Annotated in this window: 17 protein-coding genes; 1 reads left to right on the top strand and 16 read right to left on the bottom strand. The window is 41.7% G+C overall.

The genetic code is table 11. The annotated features are described in order from the left end of the window. Window positions 1-3: 3 nt before the first annotated feature. The 15 genes from dnaB to AC20OE_RS05680 all read right to left on the bottom strand — a co-directional run bounded on the left by dnaB (window position 4) and on the right by AC20OE_RS05680 (window position 16,561). Window positions 4-1,428, bottom strand: coding sequence for a replicative helicase loading/DNA remodeling protein DnaB (dnaB, locus tag AC20OE_RS05750; protein ID WP_269103419.1), 1,425 nt, complete (start codon window positions 1,426-1,428; stop codon window positions 4-6). A gap of 101 nt (window positions 1,429-1,529) precedes the next feature. Then, a complete protein-coding gene (gene nrdR / locus AC20OE_RS05745) occupies window positions 1,530-1,988 on the bottom strand; it encodes a transcriptional regulator NrdR (protein WP_003216720.1) in 459 nt (152 codons plus the stop codon). 4 nt (window positions 1,989-1,992) lie between these two features. After that, window positions 1,993-2,379: a hypothetical protein gene (locus AC20OE_RS05740; RefSeq protein WP_047202651.1), complete on the bottom strand. Its 387-nt coding sequence runs from the start codon at window positions 2,377-2,379 to the stop codon at window positions 1,993-1,995. Window positions 2,380-2,562: 183 nt separating this feature from the next. Continuing rightward, the gene (speD, locus tag AC20OE_RS05735; RefSeq protein ID WP_003216492.1) at window positions 2,563-2,943 is read right to left on the bottom strand and encodes an adenosylmethionine decarboxylase; all 381 of its coding nucleotides are present in this window, start codon (window positions 2,941-2,943) and stop codon (window positions 2,563-2,565) included. Between the two features lie 235 nt (window positions 2,944-3,178). After that, a complete protein-coding gene (locus AC20OE_RS05730; protein WP_024425707.1) occupies window positions 3,179-4,201 on the bottom strand; it encodes a glyceraldehyde-3-phosphate dehydrogenase in 1,023 nt (340 codons plus the stop codon). A 172-nt stretch (window positions 4,202-4,373) separates the two neighbouring features. Continuing rightward, window positions 4,374-4,979 carry a dephospho-CoA kinase gene (gene coaE, locus AC20OE_RS05725; protein ID WP_047202652.1) on the bottom strand — a complete coding sequence of 202 codons (606 nt, stop codon included), beginning with the start codon at window positions 4,977-4,979 and terminating at the stop codon, window positions 4,374-4,376. A 13-nt stretch (window positions 4,980-4,992) separates the two neighbouring features. Further along, window positions 4,993-5,625, bottom strand: coding sequence for a sporulation membrane protein YtaF (gene ytaF, locus AC20OE_RS05720; protein ID WP_034279660.1), 633 nt, complete (start codon window positions 5,623-5,625; stop codon window positions 4,993-4,995). Between the two features lie 174 nt (window positions 5,626-5,799). Further along, entirely contained in the window at window positions 5,800-6,633 is an 834-nt protein-coding gene (gene mutM, locus AC20OE_RS05715; RefSeq protein WP_024426140.1) for a DNA-formamidopyrimidine glycosylase, read from the bottom strand. A 26-nt stretch (window positions 6,634-6,659) separates the two neighbouring features. Then, on the bottom strand, window positions 6,660-9,299 hold the full coding sequence (gene polA, locus AC20OE_RS05710; protein WP_487268670.1) for a DNA polymerase I: 2,640 nt from the start codon (window positions 9,297-9,299) through the stop codon (window positions 6,660-6,662). A gap of 255 nt (window positions 9,300-9,554) precedes the next feature. Beyond that, window positions 9,555-11,297 carry a two-component system histidine kinase PnpS gene (gene pnpS, locus AC20OE_RS05705; protein WP_059374772.1) on the bottom strand — a complete coding sequence of 581 codons (1,743 nt, stop codon included), beginning with the start codon at window positions 11,295-11,297 and terminating at the stop codon, window positions 9,555-9,557. Continuing rightward, window positions 11,290-12,018 (bottom strand): response regulator transcription factor, encoded by a 729-nt coding sequence (locus AC20OE_RS05700; RefSeq protein WP_039180559.1) that lies wholly within the window; start codon window positions 12,016-12,018, stop codon window positions 11,290-11,292. The genes pnpS and AC20OE_RS05700 overlap by 8 nt, the downstream gene beginning before the upstream one ends. A 185-nt stretch (window positions 12,019-12,203) precedes the next feature. Next, entirely contained in the window at window positions 12,204-13,142 is a 939-nt protein-coding gene (mdh, locus tag AC20OE_RS05695; protein WP_008356047.1) for a malate dehydrogenase, read from the bottom strand. Between the two features lie 34 nt (window positions 13,143-13,176). Beyond that, the gene (icd, locus tag AC20OE_RS05690; protein WP_024424789.1) at window positions 13,177-14,448 is read right to left on the bottom strand and encodes an NADP-dependent isocitrate dehydrogenase; all 1,272 of its coding nucleotides are present in this window, start codon (window positions 14,446-14,448) and stop codon (window positions 13,177-13,179) included. A gap of 153 nt (window positions 14,449-14,601) precedes the next feature. After that, a complete protein-coding gene (gene citZ, locus AC20OE_RS05685; protein ID WP_024424790.1) occupies window positions 14,602-15,720 on the bottom strand; it encodes a citrate synthase in 1,119 nt (372 codons plus the stop codon). 376 nt (window positions 15,721-16,096) lie between these two features. Beyond that, window positions 16,097-16,561 carry a DUF441 domain-containing protein gene (locus AC20OE_RS05680; RefSeq protein ID WP_007501699.1) on the bottom strand — a complete coding sequence of 155 codons (465 nt, stop codon included), beginning with the start codon at window positions 16,559-16,561 and terminating at the stop codon, window positions 16,097-16,099. Between the two features lie 100 nt (window positions 16,562-16,661). Here AC20OE_RS05680 and ytvI point away from each other — a divergent pair, with 100 nt between their 5' ends. Then, window positions 16,662-17,780 carry a sporulation integral membrane protein YtvI gene (gene ytvI / locus AC20OE_RS05675; protein WP_372556003.1) on the top strand — a complete coding sequence of 373 codons (1,119 nt, stop codon included), beginning with the start codon at window positions 16,662-16,664 and terminating at the stop codon, window positions 17,778-17,780. Window positions 17,781-17,804: 24 nt separating this feature from the next. On the opposite strand, the gene AC20OE_RS05670 is transcribed toward ytvI, so the two are convergent. Then, complete coding sequence (locus tag AC20OE_RS05670) at window positions 17,805-18,194, bottom strand: FxsA family protein (RefSeq protein WP_039180564.1); 390 nt, start codon at window positions 18,192-18,194, stop codon at window positions 17,805-17,807. Between the last annotated feature and the right edge of the window lie 86 nt (window positions 18,195-18,280).

The raw sequence follows: 18,280 nt of genomic DNA, 5'->3' as shown, positions 1-18,280 counted from the left end.
ACCTTAATGTGCATTGTACTTTTTCATATTTTTAAACTGATCTAACAGTTTTTCTTTTTCTCGTTCGAGGTCTTCTGTAGACAGATTGTCCGTTTGCTCTTTTGCCGGCTGTTCTTTCGTTTCGGTTTCTTTCATCCAGTCAGGCAGTTTCTCTTCCCTGACGACTTTTCCTGAACCATATGTGCTGCGCTGCTTTTTCTGCTGCGCCCACTCTGTCATTTGTCTGTTCTCTTCTTTGGCAATTTTCATCGCCGCAGCAACGGTTTTGATTTTCTTTCTTACCCAATGAGCGGCGATTTTTTGCATGTATGTTTTCGACAGCTTCATATCTGTTTTGAGTAAGGTATAGTAGATGAGAACATTCATGACACCTGGCTCTAGCTGCTGCTCGAGCATGATATCTTCGACAATTCTTAGGTCGGCATACGTCGGCTCAATGCCATCTGCCATGTCTTTTAGCAGCTCTCTAGGCGAAATATGATCCAGCTTTTCAATCAATTTTGCATCTGGAGTATCCGCTGCCGGCGTCTTTGAAGCATCTTGCCGCAAGTGTCTTGGCTGTTTTTGATCAATCAGCTTTGGCTGTTCGCCTCTGTATTCAATTTGGTACCAGTCTCTTGCTGCTTTTCTCAGCTCTTCTGTTGAGATCATTTGATCCGAACCGCATGCACCTGCTACAATATTTTGCATTTGAAGCGGGGTGATGCCGTATACAACGGCTAACTTCTTAATTGTTTCTTTTACCTGCTTTGTCAAAGCCTTTCTTGGAATCATCATGTCAGACATACCCGCTAACAATAGATCGAAATCAAAGGATTCGTCTGAGAGCGGTGCCGGCTGACTCGATCCAACGGTCACATATTCATAGCCTTGATCAAGCGATGACGCCTGATGAATCTCTTCTGTCATCTTGCGTTCGCCTGGCTGCAATACGTGAAAGACTTCTTCAAACGACCGTGAAATGTTCTTTGCTTCTGCAGGAACACCTGGATAAGAGAAATAATCACGAAGCTGCATATATTTTGCTTTCTCTACACGATGGTACAGCAGGACATTCAGCATACCATCTTGGAAAAATTCATCCGGTCTTAGCGGCGGTACAAGCTCATATGTAAACAGTCTGCCTTCTTCCGTTTCCTGTTCATATGTGCGGAGTAAGCCGATTGCTTCAAGCTTTAAACGTTCCTCAAAAATATCATTTAAATTCGTCTGCAGCATGACCATGAGCTGCCGGTGAGGTGCAGGTTTTCCCCACATACGATTTTGTTCCAGCTCTCCCCACAGCGTCATGTATAAGCTGAAAGCGGACATGCCAATAAGCGGCTGATATAAAAGAGTGATGAGCTGTCTATCGATGTCACCGAGCAATGAAGCGCTTTTGACGACATACGGATCGACGGCTAGCACTTCCTTCCAATGCTCTGTCATATGCTGATCCTCCCCATGAATTGCGATTGTTTCCATTGTACACTCTTTTTGCGTTTTACGCTTTACGCAGGAAAAAGAGCATGAAGAATCTCCAGCTCTTTTTAGCGTTCTTTCTTTAATAGATCTTTTAATTCATCAATAAAGACATTGATGTCTTTAAACTGCCGGTAAACCGAGGCAAACCTAACGTAAGACACTTCATCAATTTTCGCCAGCTCGTCCATCACCATTTCACCTACAAGCTCGCTTTTCACTTCTGACATGCCTTGATTGCGCAGTTCTTTTTCGATATTAAAGCAGACATCCTCCAGCTGCTTTAAAGCGACAGGACGCTTTTCACACGCTTTGATAAGTCCTCTCAGCATTTTTTCGCGGCTGAATTCTTCTCGAATTCCTTCTTTTTTCACCACAATCAGCGGTAATTCTTCTAATTTTTCAAACGTCGTAAAGCGATATTGGCAGCTTTCGCACTCTCTTCTACGACGGATGGATTTCCCTTCATCTACTGGTCTTGAATCAAGCACCCTTGTGCCAAGGTGCTGACATGTGGGACATTTCATATCATCAGCTCCGATCTATTCTTGGAAGTTGTTTGTCTAGTTCATCATAAAGGGACAGAACGGTCTTCTGACTATAGCCGAAATCTGTTGGCAGGGCCGTTTCTGTTGTTACATTAAAATCGACAGCTGTTTCAAAAGGACGAATTGAAATGACAGTCGCTACGAGAAAGGCTTTTTTCGGCAATCGTATGTTTGCGCTGATTTCACCTCGTTCTGCTGAAACAGATGTCACTTGATAGGAATCGTTTCGGGAAAGAATGGCTTCCACCGCTTGAAAAACTTGTGCATTCGTCGATTTGTAGTAATGGCTTTTCAGTTCTGACACTGGATGCTCGTCAGATGTTTCTGTATGGTTTGACATGAACCGTTTAAAATTTTGTCTTAAAATCATACACGTATCCCCTTTGCCATAATGCCTCTTTCTTTATTTTATAAAAAAAACCTTTGTTTTCCTAGAACAAAAGTATAGACAAGCTGGGGAATGTTGGATTTTTTCTCAAATAAATATAAAAAGGAGCATAACACAAAGGCATTTAATGCTTTTGGCCAGCTCCCATTGCAATCTTTTTTATGTTTACAGTGCTTTGGCTTGTGCCTGTTTTACTTGTACAGGTCCCATGCCTCGAGGAATTTCGATGTTTTCTCTTGTTTCAGCACCTAATTCATCTCCGATATGATCTGCTGCAATATTCGGATCTAGGTCGCCGCAAGTATAAACATCTATGCTCGCATAACCATGTTCAGGAAAGCTGTGAATTGTCAGATGAGATTCAGAAATAATGACAACTCCACTTACTCCTTGAGGTGCAAATTTGTGAAAAGCAACCTCTCTTACCTCAGCTCCTGATTTCAAAGCTGCATTTACAAACGTTTTTTCAATAAAATCCATGTCGTTCAGTTTATCACAGTCGCATCCCCATAGCTCGGAGATAACGTGACGTCCGATTGTTTCCATCATGGACCCCCCTTTAAACAAGAATGAAAGAGTGAAGTTCTAAGCAGCCGGACCGGACATATACCACGGGGGAAAGTTAGTCCTAAGAGGTCCTAACCCTTTAAGTATACCCGAATGAGTCTGCGAACAAGAAGTTCACGAAAAATAGTATACTTTGTTTAGACCCATTTTGCAAGCTGTGTTTTTAGTGGGATTTTCTCTCATTTCTTGAAAAGGGACGATCGTCTTCTTCATTTCAAACAGCAGAAAGCTCTTTCATCTGTGCGCCGACAAATTTCACAAGGTCAACCACTCGGCATGAATAACCCCATTCATTGTCATACCATGCAAGAACTTTTACTTTTCTCCCTTCCATTACCATCGTTGTCAATCCATCAACGACTGCTGAGTAAGGGTTCGTGTTAAAGTCCGTAGAGACAAGCGGCTCATCTGTGTAATCTAAAATACCAGCAAGAGATGTTTTAGATGCATTCGAGAAGGCTGCATTGACTTCTTCTGCTGTGACATCTTTTTTTAAGTCTACAACAAGATCAACCATCGACACATTGGAAACCGGCACGCGGAGTGCAAGCCCATGCAATTTCCCTTTCATGTGCGGAAGCACTAAAGAAAGCGCTTTAGCGGCACCTGTCGTAGTTGGAATAATGGACTGAGCACATGCTCTTGCCCGGCGCAGATCCTTATGCGGGTTATCGATATTTTTTTGATCATTTGTATAAGCATGAACCGTTGTCATTAACCCGTTGTCGATGCCAAATTCATCATCTAACAGTTTCACAACTGGTGCTAAACAGTTTGTTGTACAAGATGCGTTTGAAATAATGACGTGCTTTTCAGGATCAAGATCATCCTCATTGACACCCATCACAATCGTAATGTCTTCATTTTTACCTGGAGCTGTTAGAACGACTTTTTTCGCTCCGGCATCTATATGGCCCATCGCTTGATCTTTTGAATTAAATTTACCTGTTGCTTCAATGACGATATCAATCCCAAGCTCTCCCCATGGAAGCTGCTTTGGGTCTCTATTATTAAGCAAAAGCACTCTTTTGCCATTTACAATCAAGGCGTCATCTTCTGCTGTCACATCACATTCGTAACGTCCATGATTTGTGTCATATTTAATTAAATGTGCTAGCGTTTCGGCAGGATAGCTTGCGTTCACCGCTACAATTTGAATTTGATCATCAAGCATTGCTTTTCTGAAGACCATGCGTCCAATTCTGCCAAACCCATTGATCGCTGCTTTTACCTTCATGAACAGGTCACTCCTCTATTATGTGTTATACTCAATAAATTTATTTATGAAATTAGTATATCACATTAGAATGTAATTGCCAGTATATAAACGTATATTTTCTAAAAAGGGCTGTTCTTTTCAAAGGAAATAAGAATAAAGCATAAAAAAAGAAGAGTACGTGTATGTACTCTTACTTATCTGTATGTTCCCATTCATTTAATATGTTCTGCAATTGCTTTCTGATAAACGCGAGATCTTGTGTGTTCTCTATCACGCGGTCTGCTTTTTTACATTTCTCCTCAAGAGACTGCTGAGAGTGAATACGATTCAGCGCTTCTTCCTCACTGAGGTCATTTCGATTCATGAGCCGCGACAGCTGCAATTCAGGCGTTGTATACACCACAATGATGCGGTCGACAAGGCTTTCCAGCTGACTTTCAAATAAAAGCGGGATATCGAGGACAACGAAGGTTTCTTGCTGACTAACCCCTTCATCTCGCTGTTTGAGCATTTCCTTTCTCACTTCAGGATGAACAATCGCATTCAGCTGCTTTCTTTTCTCTTCATCAGAAAAAATGATGGCTCCAAGCTGCTGCCGGTTCAGCTCCCCATTTGGCAGGAGAACATCCTCGCCAAAGGTTTGAACGATTTGTTGAAGAGCTGGTGTACCTTTGGCAACCGCTTCTTTTGCAATGACATCTGCGTCAACGACCCGGATGCCCTGCTCTTTTATCATTTGCGAGACGGTGCTTTTTCCACTAGCAATCCCGCCTGTTAATCCAATGACAAGCGTCAATTGATTTCCTCCTTTACAGCTTCCACACCCCAATTAAAATGAGCAGAAGCCCTGGTAAGCATGCAAGCTTATCGATCCAGCGCCAATTTGCCAAGTAATGACCGGAACGAAGCCCTATACACACAAAGAGTGAGCTCATTACGGCCACAGTGATACTCATGACAATTGGTGAAAAGCCTAGAATCGCAGCGCCAATCCCTGCGCCAAATGCATCAATGGATAAAGCAATCCCAAGAAGCACTGCTTCTATTCCATTGATCGTCCCAGAACGGTCAATATCTGCACTTGTCGGCTTGCGCAAAATTTGAATGACAAGACCAAGTGACTGCACTTCCACATTAAGCAATGTCTTTTCATGAAGTAGCAAATCACGCTCTTTCGCTGGTTTGTAAAATTGATAAAGGACCCAAAGTCCAATGGCGATCAAAATGCCTCCACCAAGTTTATCTGTCACTGAGACAGGGAGGAATGTCGTCAGCAGGCTGCCAATCAGCATAGAAATGAGCAGCACAATCCCTGAACAGCATGCAATAATGACAATCGCTTTAAATGGAATCTTCATTTTACGAAGTCCATACGTAAAGCCTACAGAAAAGCTGTCAATGCTGACTGCAATAGCTAAAAACAGGAGCGAAATCGAAATCATACCTGAACTCTTCCTTTCTGTTCATGCAACGATGATCAAGAGTCTCTAGGCGTCCTTAGACTCTTCTTCACTATATGAAGAGCAGGTGGGCTGTGTGTCAGTCTACACCTTGCTGAAAAATGAATGTTTTTTATCGTATGCACAGCAAAAAGGAAGCATGCTGATGGCTGATTTTTATTGAGGACGTTTTTGGCAGGTTACACAAAAATGTGTGCCGCGCCCTCCGACTACTGTTTTCTCAATGATGCTTCCGCATGTTTGACAAGGCTCTCCCCGCCGGTCATACACAAGAAGCTGCAGCTGAAATGTTCCAATATCACCTTGTGAATTGATATATGAGCGAATTGTGCTTCCTCCTGCATCTACCGCTACTTGAAGTGTATCGATAATATGCCTGTGAAGCACTTTACACGATTCAAGGCTGAGCTGATTCGCTTTTGTTTCTGGATGAATGCCTGCTTTAAACAAAACCTCATCTACATAAATATTACCTAGTCCCACGACAATCTTTTGATCAAGCAGCGCTGTTTTGACCACACGGGATGTTTTTTTCAATTGCTCCCATAAATATTCCGGAGTGAATTGATCATCAAAAGGCTCATACCCCAGCTGTGAGAGCGGGAGTTCCTTTTCCTCTTCCCCCGGCTGAAATAAATGCATTGTGCCAAATTTACGCACATCATGATACCGAAGCTCAGTACCATCTGTAAAAGTAAAGACGACGTGTACATGTTTATCGTATGGCTCATGCGCTTCATGTACACGGTATTTCCCTTCCATCCTTAAATGGGAGACCATTACGTAGTGGTCTAAATGAAAGAGCAGGAACTTTCCTCTTCTTTCAATGGTTTGTATCGTTTCTCCTACCATCCTTCTTGCGAACTCTTCCGGCTCCCCAGGACGTTTGATGATATTTGGCCATTTGATATCGACCGTTTCAATCGTTTTTCCTTCGACTAACCGCTTGAGTGTGCGCCGGACGGTTTCAACTTCTGGTAATTCCGGCATGCTCCTCGCTCCTTTTTCTCTCTCTATTATTTTGCGTCGTACCAAGATGGGCCTGAAGCAAAATCAACTTTTAGCGGCACATCTAGCTGAAGTGCATTTTCCATGACTTCAGGGACAATTTTTTCGAGTATGGCAATTTCTTCTTTCGGCGCTTCGAAGATCAATTCATCGTGCACCTGTAATAAAAGATTTGCCTGCAAGTTTTCTTCTTTTAACTTACGCGCCATATCAATCATGGCTTTTTTAATAATATCAGCTGCACTGCCTTGGATCGGTGTGTTCATGGCTGTTCTTTCTGCAAAGCTTTTGATATTAAAATTGCGGCTGGTGATATCCGGGATATACCGTCTGCGTTTGAGAAGTGTCGTGACATATCCTTTTTGTTTCGCTTCCTGCACAATCTCTTCCATATAGGTTTTCACGCCTTTAAAGCTTGTTAAATAGCGTTCGATAAAGGCAGCTGCTTCTTTTCTTGTGATCCTAAGATTTTGAGATAATCCATAGTCACTGATTCCATATACAATTCCGAAGTTGACAGCCTTGGCTTGTCTTCTCATAGAGGAAGTCACTTCTTCTTCTGAGACATGGAACACGTCCATCGCTGTTTTCGTGTGAATATCCATATCTTGCGTAAACGCTTCGATCAAATTCTCATCCTGAGAAATATGAGCGAGAACACGCAGCTCAATTTGTGAATAGTCAGCAGCAAACATAAGCCAGCCTTCTTTTGATGGAACGAATGCTTGACGAATCTTCCGTCCTTCCTCTAAACGAATTGGGATGTTTTGCAAGTTGGGATCTGTTGAGCTTAGTCTTCCTGTTTGCGTGAGCGCTTGATTAAATCGTGTATGCACTTTATGTGTATCCTTGCGCGTTACCTTCATTAAGCCTTCCACATAGGTCGATTGGAGCTTTCCAATTTGGCGGTAATGCAGAATAGACCGAATGATTTCGTGCTTATCTTCAAGCTTTTCAAGAACATCCGCAGATGTCGAGTAGCCTGTTTTTGTCTTTTTAATAATCGGCAGACCTAATTTTTCAAAAAGAATCACGCCAAGCTGTTTAGGAGAATTGATGTTAAACGTTTCACCTGCTAAGCGGTGAATGGTTTCCTCATATTCTTTCAGCTTTTTCGCTAACTCTTCACCCATCTTCTCTAGGCGCTCAATATCTACCTTTACGCCAAGTGATTCCATTTCACCTAAGATGAGGGCAAGCGGCAGCTCTAAGTCTTCATACAGTTCATGTTGATCATTTTTTTCTAGTGCTTCAAGTGTTAAATCATGCAGAGCAGAGATCGCCGCTGCTTTTCGTCCAAGATGTTCCTTCAGTTCATCTTCAGGTGGAATCGCCTGCTTTGCTCCTTTTCCGTACACTTTTTCATCAGAAAATGCGATGTTCAGACCGTATTCCTTCGCCACACTTGCGACGTCCTCATAGGATTTCTGAGGATTGACGACATAGGAAGCGAGCAGAACATCATTATCGACACCTTTTAGATCGACATCGTGCCATCTGAGGGCGACAACTGCTCTTTTTGAATCGAAGACCCATTTCTTCTTCGTTTCATCCTGTACCCATTGTTTAAATGCATCTGATTGAAGTGCATCTTCTTTCGTGATAAAAAACGCACCGTTTTCATTATGGATCGCAAAACCGATCAAATCCGCTTCATGATAATTATCTCCAAGCTGTTCTACCACAAGGGCGGCGTGATCTGTCAGCATTTCATCCGTTACATCAGTCATTTTTTTCACTTCTAATGCTTCAACTTCGACCTGTTCACCTGTTTCTGGTGCTTCTCCTAGACGCTCTAGCAGCGTTTGAAAGCCTAGTTCTTTATAAAGAGAGATCACTTGATCCATATGAGGACCTTCATATGCGAGATCCTTGCTTGATACATCAATTGGCGCTTCTACAAGAATCGTTGCGAGTTGTTTACTCATCACCGCTTGCTCTTTATATTCTTCAAGCTTTTCTTTGAGTTTTTTACCACTGACTTCGTCAATATGTTCAAGCAGGTTTTCTACCGTTTCAAACTGCTTTAACAATTTTATCGCTGTTTTTTCCCCTACACCGGGCACCCCTGGGATATTATCTGAGGAATCTCCCATCAAGCCTTTCATATCGATGATTTGATCTGGGCGCAGACCATATTTTTCTTCAATATGAGCCGGTGTGTAATATTCTACTTCTGTAATGCCTTTTTTCGTAATTGCCACCGTCGTATGGTCTGTTGAGAGCTGCGTTAAGTCCTTATCTCCTGAGAAAATTTTCACTTCAAAGCCGTCTTTTTCTGCCTCCACAGCCAATGTCCCGATAATATCGTCAGCCTCGTATTGAGGAAGCTCGTACCTTTTCACCTGATAGGCATCTAATAGTTCACGGATAAACGGCATTTGTTCTGATAGCTCTGGCGGTGTTTTTTGTCTTCCGCCTTTATATTCTTTAAATGTCTCGTGGCGGAACGTTGTTTTCCCCGCATCAAATGCCACAAGCATATGGGTTGGCTTCTCGTCCTCGAGCATCTTCATTAAAATCATTGCAAAGCCATAAATGGCATTTGTATGGACGCCTTTATCATTTGATAGTAGCGGCAAAGCAAAAAAGGCTCGATAAGCGAGACTGTTTCCATCCACTAGTACTAATTTCTTTTTGTCTGTCATGTTTTAATCCTCCATCGGCTGAGCCATTTCAGCCGTCTCTTTCACACATTGTATCATCATTTTATCAAAGTTTATTTTGAAAAGAAAATAGTCGAACCTGCATAAAAAAAGGGACGAAAACAACAAGTGTTTTCGTCCTTACAAAATTGGCTCCTTGGATGAAGGGGTTCCTATTCATCCTACCAATGATTGTTTAACTAAACATGAATCCATTGTAAAGATCATGTAAATTTTAACGTGACTTTCCTTTTTTTCCTATTTTGATTTCAGGCTCACTGTAAAAGTCGTTCCTTTCCCTTGTTTGCTATGGACTGAAATCGTCCCTTCATGCGCCTCCACAAGGTGTTTGACAATCGCAAGACCAAGTCCTGTTCCGCCTGAATTTCTACTTCTATCTTTATCAATTCGATAAAATCTCTCAAATATTCTTGGAATCTCTCTTTTCTTCATGCCGATTCCTGTATCTGCTACATCAAATTCATAGGCGCCTTTCCGCGGTCTTGCCGAAATGGTGACACTCCCTCCCTCTGGTGTATAGGTAAGGGCATTGTTCACGAGATTGAGGAAGATTTGCTTTAATCTCAACGGATCTGCCATCACATAGACAGGCTCTTTCGGGATACGCACTTGTAATTGAATACCTTTTTCCGCAGCCTTTTGTTTTAAAAGGACTTCAATCTCTTGAATGATTTCTGACGCATTGGCGTCTTGAATATTTAGTTTGAAATGTTGCTGCTCGATTTTGGAAAGATCGAGTAAATCTTGAATGAGAGTTTCGAGTCTGACACTCTCTTTTAGAATGATGGAAAGGAATTGTGTCAGCGCTTCTTTGTCATCAATCGCTCCATCAAGAAGGGTTTCGGAGAATCCTTTAATCGACGTAATCGGTGTCTTTAATTCGTGAGACACATTGGCGACAAAATCTTTTCGCATTTGCTCGAGCTGCTTTGTTTCTGTCACGTCATGAAACACAAGGACAATTCCTTTCCATTCATCGTCTGTACTTAAAATTGGGACACCATCCACTTGGAAGTAGCGCCGTTCAATGTCAACGGCTAGGCGCAAAAACTTCCGCACCTTCGTTTCTGTCATAAAAATTTCGTCAATCAGCTCAATAATTTCGTCATGTGTAAATGCTTCATGATACAGCTTGTGCATGTAAATGTGCTTTTGCACCTTAAACTGCTTGCGGAAGGTTCGATTGACTAGGTTGATATACCCCATCTTATCAATCAAAATAATTCCTGCACCGATGTTTTCAATGACTGTTTGCAGACGGTCCCGCTGCATTTCACCAGTGCTTGTCATTTCTTGAAGGCTTTCTGCCAGACGCTTCATTGATGTATTAAGCTCACTAGTTTCAATGATGAGCTCTTCATAATGATTGGTATCATAGTTCCCGCGTTCCAGCTGTTTGGCTACCTTTGTGGCATAATCTATCGGTTTTACATATTTCATTGACATGCGGTATCCAAAGAAAACGATGATAATAATCGCCGAGCCAAGACAAACGGCTAATGCGAGCCAAAGCTGGCCGTCAATTTCATTTAAAGGCTGGAATGACGCATGGAGAAATAAATAGCCTGCCGGTTCGTTTTGTTTCACGATAGGGACTGCGTAATGAAACAGCGCATCCTTTTCATCCTCAATGACGACGCCTTTTGTTTGAAGCCGTTCATTGTTCAGTGTGTTTTGAATGATGCCCCTTTGCTCCGCTTGACCCGTTGTATGTATGATATTCCCCTTCAGATCCACAATTGACGCATTCATGTCGAGATGCTGCTTTGCCTGATTGAGGATCTCCTTGTTTTGCTTCGCCTGCAGATCATCACCATCCATGGAAGAAAGAAGAAAGCTCGATTCATTTTCCATTCGTTCCGTTAATTTTGTTTCATAAAAAACATGGAACATGTGATCCAAGAAAAGGCCAAGTGCAACAAACACAATAAAAAGGAGAAAAATAAGTCCCGAAAACAGGCGGGTTCTTATTTTACTCATTTGGCTTTGGCTCCTCCAATTTGTAGCCTAAGCCGCGAATGGTTTTAATGTATGTTGGTTTTTTCGTATTCTTTTCAATTTTGTCCCGCAAGTGGCTGATGTGTACATCCACAATACGAGTGTCTCCTGCAAAGTCATAATTCCAAACGGCACTTAGCAGCAGATCACGTGTGAGGACACGTCCTTTATGCTTGGCCAAATAAAGCAGCAGTTCAAATTCCTTCGGCGTAAGCTCTAGACGTTCTTCTTGGAAGTAGACTTCGTAGTGTTCTGGTAAAATGCGCAGTTCACCAATTTTGATTTGGTCTGCAATGACCTCTTCCTTGTCCTCTTGCGTGGGGGCAGGCTGAGATTGCTGCGCTCTTCTTAAGATGGCTTTTACCCGAGCACCCACTTCTCTAGGACTGAATGGCTTTGTCATGTAATCATCGGCTCCAAGTTCAAGGCCGAGCACCTTATCAAATTCATCGTCCTTTGCTGTCAGCATTAAAATAGGGAACATCATTTTTTGAATTCTCAGTTGTTTGCACACTTCAATGCCGTCCATCTTCGGAAGCATTAAATCTAATACGATGAGATCAGGCTGTTCACTTGCTGCTTTTTCAAGCGCTTCTTCCCCATCTCTTGCTGTGACGACATCATAGCCCGCCCTTTCAAGGTTATAGCTTAGAAGTGTTACAATCGATTCTTCATCATCCACAACTAATATTTTTTTATTCATGTTGTGCCTCCAATTAGTGATTTCCCCTGCATCCGTTTTTTTGTATCTTATGTGAAAAGCGAGAAGTCATGCTTTCTCTTTCATTTTAACGAAAGCTTAACAAGAGGACAATTTAAAATTTCGACAAGATTTGTTTTGTAAACAAAAAGAAGGCCCCTCATAAGAGAAGCCTTCTTTTTTTCATATTAAGACAATACTTTCATGACGTTCTTAACAGATTCAACAGAACGGTCAAGCTGACTTCTTTCTTCTTCTGTCAGCTCAAGCTCAATGATCTGCTCAAGGCCGTTTCCACCTACGATTGTTGGTACACCAAGGTAAATGCCTTCGTAGCCATATTCACCTTCAAGGTAAGCAATCGTTGGGATTACGCGGCGCTGATCTTTTAGAATCGCCTCAACCATTTCTACAAGTGAAGCAGCAGGTGCATAATAGGCACTACCGTTACCTAATAGGTTCACGATTTCGCCGCCGCCTTTTCTTGTTCTTTCAACAATCGCATCAATTCGATCTTTTGGAATCAATGTTTCAAGCGGGATACCGCCTGCATAAGAGTAACGAACAAGCGGAACCATGTCATCGCCATGTCCACCAAGGACAAAGCCCGTCACATCTTTGACAGATAGGTTTAATTCTTGAGCAACAAACGTACGGAAACGTGCTGTATCAAGAATACCCGATTGTCCAATGACTTTTTCTTTTGGTAATCCTGATTCTTTATAAACTGCATATGTCATTGCATCAACAGGGTTTGTTAACACAACAATAATGGCTTCTGGAGAATATTTAACGATTTCGCGTGTCACGCTGCGCATGATTTTTTCATTTGTTGACACGAGATCGTCACGGCTCATTCCCGGCTTTCTTGCAATTCCTGCCGTAATGACCACGACATCAGAACCGGCTGTATCTTCGTAGTTAGAAGTGCCTGTAATGTTCGCATCGAAACCTTGAACAGGGCTTGCTTCCAGCATATCAAGAGCTTTCCCTTTTGTTGGGTTCTCAAGCTGCGGGATATCAACTAAGACGACATCCGCTAATTCTTTTTGAGCTGTTAAAAATGCTGTAGTTGCTCCAGTAAAACCTGCTCCGATGACAGATACTTTTTTACGCTTGTTTGCCATTTCCTTTTTCCCCTTTAACTTTAAAGTTTAAGAATCAAGACAAGTTTTTGATGAGCTCGTCAGCAAACTCAGAACATTTCACTTCTGTTGCGCCATCCATTAATCTAGCAAAATCGTAAGTGACGACTTTAGATGCAATTGTTTTTTCAACAGATTGAATCACTAGATCAGCTGCTTCCTGCCAGCCAAGGTGCTCAAGTAAAAGCACGCCTGATAGAAGAACAGAAGATGGATTCACTTTATCAAGACCAGCATATTTTGGTGCTGTTCCGTGAGTCGCTTCAAAAATAGCGTGTCCTGTTTCGTAGTTGATGTTCGCTCCTGGTGCGATACCAATTCCACCAACTTGTGCTGCAAGTGCATCAGAGATGTAATCTCCATTTAAGTTCATTGTAGCCACAACATCGAACTCAGCTGGACGAGTTAGGATTTGTTGAAGGAAAATATCTGCAATGCTGTCTTTGACAATGATTTTGCCAGCAGCTTCTGCTTCACTTTGCGCTTTGTTTGCCGCATCTTTTCCATCTTGTTCTACAATACGATCATATTGTGCCCATGTAAAGACTTTGTCGCCAAACTCTTTTTCAGCCACTTCGTAGCCCCAGTTTTTGAAAGCACCTTCTGTAAATTTCATGATGTTTCCTTTGTGAACAAGCGTCACAGATTTACGGCCTTGGTCAATTGCATATTGGATAGCCGCTCTGACAAGACGGGATGTTCCCTCTTCAGAAACTGGCTTGATTCCGATACCTGACGTTTCTGGGAAACGGATTTTGTTCACACCTAATTCGTTTTTCAAGAAGTCAATTAACTTCTTCACTTCGTCTGAACCTTTTGCATACTCAATACCAGCATAGATATCTTCTGTGTTCTCACGGAAGATCACCATATCTGTGTCTTCTGGACGTTTGACAGGAGAAGGTACGCCTTTGAACCAGCGAACTGGACGTAAGCATGTGAATAAATCAAGCTCTTGTCTAAGTGCCACGTTTAATGAACGGATTCCTCCGCCAATTGGTGTTGTTAGTGGTCCTTTAATCGCAATTAAGTATTCACGAATGTCTTCAAGCGTTTGCTCAGGAAGCCACTCTCCAGTTTTATTGTAAGCTTTCTCACCTGCATATACTTCTTTCCAAGTGATTTGCTTTTCACCTTTATATGCTTTTTCTACAGCTGCTTCAAGTACTCTTGATGCTGCTTTCCAAATGTCAGGACCGATTCCGTCCCCTTCGATAAACGGGATGATTGGATTATTTGGTACATTCAATACGCCGCCAGTAACTGTAATTTTTTCGCCTTGTGACAATGATATTACCTCCCAGGTTATGTAGTGAATATTTGAAACTTCTTGGCTTGATGTCTGCAAGCAAAAAAGTTTTTCACGTGATTCGTTTTTTGTTGATGTTGATATGGAGGCTGATTAGCCTTTTGAAATCAGCCCCCGCTTATTCTATAAACATTAGTCTCTTTCACTGATCGGAACAAAGGTTTGAAGATCAGGTCCAATGTAATCAGCTCTTGGACGGATGAGTCGGTTGTTGTCATATTGCTCTAGAATATGAGCAATCCATCCAGAGAATCGGCTGATCACGAAAATTGGTGTAAATAAGTCATGATCAATGCCAAGACTGTGATATACAGATGCAGAATAAAAATCAACATTTGGTGGAAGATTTTTCTCTGATGTCACGATTTCCTCTGCGCGAACAGACATTTCATACCATTTCGGCTCGCCAGTGAGGTTTGTTAAACGCTGGCTCATTTCTTTTAGGTGCTTTGCACGCGGGTCACCTTGACGGTATACGCGGTGGCCAAAGCCCATAATTTTTTCTTTCTTCTCTAGCTTACCATGAATATAGGAATCTACGTTTTCAACTTCGCCAATTTCTGAAAGCATCTTCATCACGCCTTCATTAGCGCCGCCATGAAGCGGTCCTTTCAGCGCACCGATAGCCGCTGTCACACCAGAGTAGATATCTGATAGTGTAGCAACACATACACGTGCTGTAAATGTCGATGCGTTTAATTCATGATCCGCATGTAGAATAAGCGCCTTATCAATGGCTTCAATTTCTACTGGTGATGGCTCTTCGCCATTTAGCATATACAAGAAGTTTGCAGCATAGCTGTATTCTTCTTTTGGCTGTACAGGCTCAAGTCCTTTGCGAATGCGAGAAAACGCAGCGACTAGTCCAGAAATTTTCGCCTGTAAGCGAATTGCCTTTCTGTAATTCGCTTCTTTGTCCATAATCTCTGATTCGTCATCTAGTAAACCTAGTAAGGATACTGCTGTACGAATCGCAGACATTGGATGAACCCCATCGAGCGAATAAGATTTAAAATGCTCAATGATTTCTTGCGGAATCTGAGCATTTTCATTGAGCTGTTGTTTTAATTCACTCAGCTCCTGCTCATTCGGCAGCTTTAAGTGCCATAACAGGTAGACAATTTCTTCGAATGTAGCTTTTTCAGTTAAATCATCGATATTGTACCCTACATAAGTAAGAGTATCATCAATAATTGAGCTTACGGATGAAGTTGTTGCCACGATACCTTCAAGACCTCTTGTTGCTGTCATGTTCAATCTCCCCTTTTTAAAAAGATTCCCCTTCGTTGCAGAATTCTCACTTTTTGAAAGCGCTATCCAATCCGAATAAGATGGCAGTTTCTGAAAAGAAAATGCTTACATTTACCTATACGGTTAGAGCGCTTTTAGCCTCATATCTCTTGTGTGATCAATGAGTTCAAAATTAAGCCTATTCCCATTATAAACAATAATCAGACATTTGTTAAATGTTTAACTATAATTTTTTTTGATATTTTTTTTTCCAGTCTCCCATATCAGGCATGGAATAAAGGGAATTTGCTTCTTTTAATATATTTAATTATGTTTTTTTGCAAAAGCTCACGCAAGAAAAAATTTAAAAAAGAAAGTGGCAGGAACCACTCTCTTTTCACCCGCTGAAAAATTTCACAGCCTGCATCGCCAAATAAGCAATTCCTGCCCCGATGAGCGGTCCAACAGCCACCCCTTTAAATAAGCTGACTGCCAAAATGGTACCGAACACAAGCGCTGCCGTAATATGCGGATCATTTTCGAGTAGCACAATCCCGTTTTTTGCAATTAATGCTACTAATATACCCGCTCCAAGAGCTATCCAAGCATAGGAAGATTTCATCGCTTCTCCAAGCTGCTTAAATCCAATATCACCTGTTGCAATCGGGACCAGCACAGCAATGGTAATAACGGTAACTCCCCAATTAATACCTTTAGATTGAAGAACCGGGAAAATTTTTTGATCCAGGCCAATCAGCTTAATCGCGATCAGTACAGAGACCGCTAAAATTAACGAATTGTTTTTTGCAATAAGTGCAATAACGAGTAAAAGTACCAAAAATAAATTTGCTTGAGTAAACATACGCCGCTCCTTTCTTTCTTTTTATTGCGACCTTTTCATATTACTAATCTTTTTGAATAAAATGAAGTATCGGACATGCTTGTTTTTTGGAGGGGATTGTGTGAATCACGCCTATGTGGCCATTTTTCTGCGAAGTTTGATGATAATCAGCATTGCTGTTTTTGCTGTTGTCTTTTTATATCAGTCTTTTCCGTTTTTATATCCTTTTTGGATCGCCCTTATCGTGTCTTGTTTAATTCATCCTGCCGTATGCAAAATCGAAGAGATCACCGGGATGCCGAGAGGACTTGTTGTGGTCATTGTGCTCTTGCTCTTTTTAGTCGCAGCCGCCGGCTTCATGACGCTTTTAGTGGCTGAAATCATTTCAGGGAGTGCTTATTTGGCAAAGGTGCTGCCTGGCCATCTTGATCAATTGATTGGTATTGTAGAGCAATTTTTCACAGATAAAATTCTGCCTTTATATCATGATGTCACAGCCCAATTTAATACGCTTCAAGCGGGCCAAAAGGAATCGATTTTGGGACAAATTCAAGCACTCGGTGATGAAGCTGCCGCAAAAATCGGGACTTTTCTTTCAAAAACACTAGAGCTTATTCCCGGTTTTTTAGGTCTTTTGCCTGATGCAGCAGCAACATTGTTATTTTCTGCTCTGGCAACTTTTTTTATCACGAAAGATTGGTTTACATTAAAAACATATGGTTCACGTATCTTTCCCGCAAAATGGATGCAGCATACACGCGCCATTTTATCTGAAATTAAAAAAGCCATTACCGGTTTTATGAAGGCTCAGCTTCTGCTTGTGGCCATGACGATTGGTATTGTATTGATTGGACTCATCGTTTTAAAAGTCGAGCATGCCCTTGTGATTGCTTTATGTATTGGATTTGTCGATTTACTTCCATATATCGGGAGCGGCACTGTTTTCCTACCGTGGATCATTTATTCTGCTATGACAGGAAATCTTTCACTCGCCATTGGACTGGGCATTTTGTATATTGTTGTCCTCATTCAAAGACAAATATCAGAGCCAAAAGTCTTAAGCAAATCCATCGGACTTAATCCTCTAGCAACGCTTGTGGCGCTATTTGTCGGGTTAAAATGGTTTGGTTTTCTTGGACTTGTGATTGGCCCTGCTTCCCTTGTCGTGTGGCAGGCGTTCCGTAATGCAGGAGTTTTCAGAGATATTTTTGAGTACATTCGGTATGGCATGCAAAAATAAAAGAGACCTAGGCTGAAGGTCTCTTTAGCGAATGATTGTATAGCGGTTGCGATTAGACAAGTTTCTAAGCCAGCGTTCAAAGAGCGGCTTAATTCCCTTTCTCGTTACCGGAATGAGCAGCAAAGCCCCAATGAGATCTGATAAGAAGCCTGGAATGAGCAGCAACAGACCGCCAATCAGAATACAAAAACCATCGACAATCGCTCCCCCTGGCATCTTGCCATATTGTAAATCTCTCTGTACTTTTTGGAAGGCTTCTATTCCTTGTTTTCTTGCGAAATAAGCACCTAATGCACTTGTCAGCACGATGAGCAGCATCGTTGGCAAAATGCCAATGATTTTACTTGAGATTAAAAATAAACTAATTTCCACCGCAGGGAACAGAATTAATAATAGTAGAAAATATTTCTTCAACCATATCACCTCATGGGGTATCTTTCATCGAAAGCTGTTTACTTTTTTTTTAGTGTAACATAAAAAAAGAGAGGAGTCAGACAACT

The sequence above is a fragment of the Bacillus sp. SRI_025 genome (assembly GCF_057592095.1).
This window is presented reverse-complemented; position numbering and strand designations above follow the sequence as displayed.